The 4,661-nt window shown below is 35.2% G+C and carries 1 protein-coding gene; it reads left to right on the top strand.

From position 1 onward, the window contains the following. Positions 1–78 precede the first annotated feature (78 nt). Positions 79–4,644 (top strand): RecQ family ATP-dependent DNA helicase, encoded by a 4,566-nt coding sequence (locus HUN22_RS15635; RefSeq protein ID WP_217488202.1) that lies wholly within the window; start codon positions 79–81, stop codon positions 4,642–4,644. The last annotated feature ends 17 nt before the right edge of the window (positions 4,645–4,661 follow it).

Genomic DNA, 4,661 nt, shown 5'->3' with positions numbered 1-4,661 from the left:
CCTATCTATGACTGTATAGAAAGCTATCATTACTATCAAAGAATTTGCAAAACATATCACGAAGGTATACATCCACAATTGGTTGAATGGATTGAAAAAAAACTCCCTTTCTCTAATATCTTTCCGAAACCCCATGTAAATCAGAAAGCTTTAGATTATTGTGCATTGATTCCTCAAGGACAGAATGAAAAGTTTGTTGACTGGATGAATGCATTACCTAATCAATCTATAGATAATTTAGGTGCAATTGTCTTTGCTCATTGGCTATTACATTTAGAAGAGCCCACTTGCCGTCGTCCCACCTGGCTTCAAGATATCTCTGATTTTGGAGCAAGATTTACTCAGGCTGAAAAAGTGTTTTGGAACAATCGACAATTTAGTGATATTGATTTTGATCAAGAGAGTAAAGACTTTTTTGGGTTTGAACTCAGGGTCGGGCAAAAGAAAATTGTCCATCAACTAGCTCAAGCTCGTAGTATTCCTATGGGATTATTGCCAACGGGTGGTGGTAAAAGTTTAACATTTCAACTTCCTGCATTAATCCTAAGCAAGTATCGTCGCGAACTCACCGTGATTATTTCTCCCTTAAAAGCTCTTATGGAGGATCAAGTAATAGGATTAGGCAATACGGGCCATTGGGGAAATCGAGCTGCATGTTTAATCTCAGGTCAAACGGAAGAAGAACAAGCAAAAATTTTAGAAGGGATTTGGTCTGGCACAATTGACTTACTTTACATCAGTCCAGAACGCTTACGAACACATAGCATACAAACCTTACTATCTAGAAGACGCCCAGCTTTATGGGTTGTAGATGAAGCGCATACTATTATTCAATGGGGGAATGATTTTAGACCAGATTTTTTACGTATCGGACGGCTGATAGCACAATGTTATCGTGATGAAAATGCAACGACGCCACAACTTATGTTGGTAACTGCCACAGCAGCACAACGTGTGATTGAAGGAATTGATAAAGAAATTGTTCAACCACTTCATGACTTGATCGGTTTGCCTCTTGAAACAGTGATGGTCGAAAAAACACAAAATGTATGGCGCGATAATATAAAAGCTGAATTTATTCAAATTGAGCGCTCGCAAAGACTTCCTGAAATTCGTAAGGTACTTTCACAAATATTTCCTGACAGAAATTCACTTGAGCAGCCAAATTTAGAAACACTCAAAGATGATCATCCTGTTGTTCTGATTTATGTGCGTAGTCGAAGTAAAACTGAAGAGTTTGCACAAGAGTTACGTCAACAGGGTTTTATTGCCCAAGCTTATCATGCTGGTATGTCTTCTAATGATAAGCAACGTATTCTAGAACAATTCAAAATGCATCAGTTGGATGTAGTTATTTGTACCAATGCATTTGGCATGGGGATTGATAGGGCTAACATTCATACGGTCATTCATTATTCACCACCACATAATTTAGAATCATATTTACAAGAAATTGGTCGTGTTGCACGTAAAACAGGTGAAGAAGGGCATGCAATTCTGTACTGGAGCCAAATTGATTTAGATCAACTGGTACAGCAGAATATTGATAGTCAAATTGGTGGTCATAAAGTCCTTCTAGAATGCTGGCAACAAGTTATTGCTAATGTGCTTAAACGTGAAAAAGCTTCTGATAGATGGTTTACTGCACAAGAATTACAAACATTTTTATCGTTTGAAGGCGAAGAGCTAGTCACTCAGATTCGTGTCATCCTATTAGCACTAGAGAAATATAATCTTTTAGTTGAAAAGGAGCAGTTACCAGCTCTTCTTAGTTTGAAATTAATAGATGCTCCAGCATCCACTGAAGGTCAAGCAGCAGAGCTATATAGACGTTTATTACCTTTAACCCAACAAAATGAGAGTCAACTTTATTTACCTGAAGTCTCCGTAGCGCTAGGGCTGAATGTTAAAAGCTTGCTTCGCGGTATTCGACAATTGGTAAAACTTGGTTGTGCACGTTGGTCATGTGAGGTACGTATTCGACTGTCAAAAAGACATGCTCTTCTACAGCGTCAATTGAAGCAAAAACGTGATGCTTTAATTGCATTAGAAGATTGTTGGAGTATGTATGAACCAGAAGAAGTCGAGCGTATTGATTTGAGAGCTTTAGACCAATGGTTTGTGCAACATAACAAACAGATTAAATCACGCGAAATTTTTCATATCTTTAAGTATTTTAAAATTTTAAAAATTAAAGAAAATAAATATAGTTTAAGAGTGTCACCCATTAATTTAGAACTAAGTCATTGGCGTGATTGGATACAAGCAGCTAAAAAGCAAATGGATGAACTTGCCGAAAGTCTTGATCTAGTATTTAACTATACTGAAGATACTGCGAGTCAAACAAATCCTGTCACACAATTATTAAAAATAGAAGTATTAGTTGATAGAGAGGGTATTTGTCCAGAACAGTTCTTACAGAACTTAGAATATATGCAGTCTTTCGGTTGGCTCAATGTAAGTCGCTTAGATGATGAAGCGCAAAAAATATTCTTTATTGATCGGCCGGTTGGTGAGCATGCACGTAGACGCTTTCACTCATCAAAAGATGCTTATCAATACTTAGAGAAACATTATCAAGATCGTAATCGTCGCCTACATATCTTAAATCATTGGCTAAGCTGTGATTTAGAAGTGAAAAAAAAATTAGTTGAAGATTATTTTAACTTAGATATTGAAGATTTATGCGAAAAATACCTTTCTGATCCAAACCTTTCTAAACAAGCACATTTAGATAATTACGAACAAAAGATTTTTCCAGAATTTTTAAGCCCTATGCAAAGAGAAATTATTTCAGATGACCAACGGAGAGCAATGTTAATAATTGCAGGGCCAGGATCTGGTAAAACTATGATTATTGTGCATCGTGTAGCCAATTTAATCATGTGTTGTAATATTTCTGCAGAAAAGATCCTGATCTTGGCTTATAACCGTCAAGCTGTATTTGAAGTAAGGCAGCGTTTGATTCAACTCATTGGATATGAATATGCTGCTCAAGTAAATATTTTCACCTTCCATGGTTTAGCTCGCCATTTAACTAATATTAGTGAAAATCAAGCCCCTCCTCATAGAGATAATAATTATAAATACCAATGGCTCTTAAAACAGGCTGTTGAATATTTGCAAGATAACCCTCAATTTTTTCAATATATTTTAGTGGATGAGTTTCAGGATATTGATGATGTTCAATATAGTATCATTTCACATCTAGCAGGACTAAAAGTAGAAAGTGATGAAGAGGAAGAAAATGACATTACCCAACGTGGTTACTTGGTTGCTGTAGGCGATGATGATCAAAATCTATATGGTTTTAGAGGGGCCAATATTCAATATATCCGAAACTTCCAGAAAGACTTTCAAATAGCAGAAGAAGATATTTTTTATTTAATTGATAACTTTCGGAGTCCTAAAGATATTGTCGAATTAGCTAATACTTATATTCAAAATATGTTGCCAGCTCACGAACGCTTAAAGACAGACAAATATGCAATTCGTCCAGTTGCTAAAAAGGGACGTCAAGAAAGTGGTAATTTGCAGCTAGTTTTATCTAACCAATTTATGAATATTGATAGTATTCAGTGGATGATAAATGATATCCAATCTAAACAAGAGGCCTCACAATGTGATTGGTCAAGTTTTGCGATACTAGCTCGAGAATGGAGTGAATTGCTTTTAATTCAACATTTTCTTATTCAAAGTAACTTAAAATTTCACCTACTCAATCAACAAAGTGATTTGGATTTTAATGAGAGTTTGTTAATTAAGCAGTTTATTCAGGAATTACAGCGTCGACCTGTTCTTGATATTATTGAAGGCAGTCCAAAAGATTTTGCAATTGAATGGGCTAAAAAACAAGGTTTTTCAAATCCAGCAGACCTCAGCTTTCAGCGTCTTAAACAGCATTTATCTGTTGATAATAGAGACCTTACTAGTCAACAAATTTTAGATTTATTGCTAATTAAGTCTGACTCAGGTTTGAAAAATTCGATTATTTTGACAACCTATCATTCGTCAAAAGGTTGTGAATATGAGCATGTTTATATATTTAATCAAAAATCGCAGTTCAAAAAAATAGAAGATGTAAGTAGTATTCGAGCAATGTACGTTGCGCTCACTAGAGCAAAAAAGAGTCTTACATTGGTACAATCACAAGACACGGCAATGATTCCAGATAATAAGTTAACATCTTATTTTCAAAAGTGTTCATATACAATTACACCATCAGCAGTACCATCAATTAATCAGATTACTTATTATGAACCTCTTGGTTTGGCAGATATTTATTTATCTTATCCAGAAATTATTACAGAGAGTGGACGAATTAGGATCCAAAAACTGGCTTATGACAACCAAATATGTATCAATCAAGACTTCTCTGTTGACGTACGTTATTACAATCAAGAACCAAGTATTATCTTAAAAAGTAAAAAATACGGTCTTATCGGAAAACTTTCCAGCAATTGCATTAGTAGACTAAAAAAGCGAAATCTAAGGAATATGCAATTAGAATGTGTCAGATTTTGTATTTTGGAATATTACCAAGCCGATCGTTCTTTTTATGAAAAGGCAGGTTATTTGGGTTTAGAGAATAATCACCATATTGTAATTCCTTTTTTAAAAATCACACAGCAAGTACCTTCATAGAGTGGATGGTTAAGGGG

Origin of the sequence: Acinetobacter lactucae (genome assembly GCF_013344765.1) — a bacterium.
Taxonomy (GTDB): Bacteria; Pseudomonadota; Gammaproteobacteria; order Pseudomonadales; family Moraxellaceae; genus Acinetobacter; species Acinetobacter lactucae_A.
This window is presented reverse-complemented; position numbering and strand designations above follow the sequence as displayed.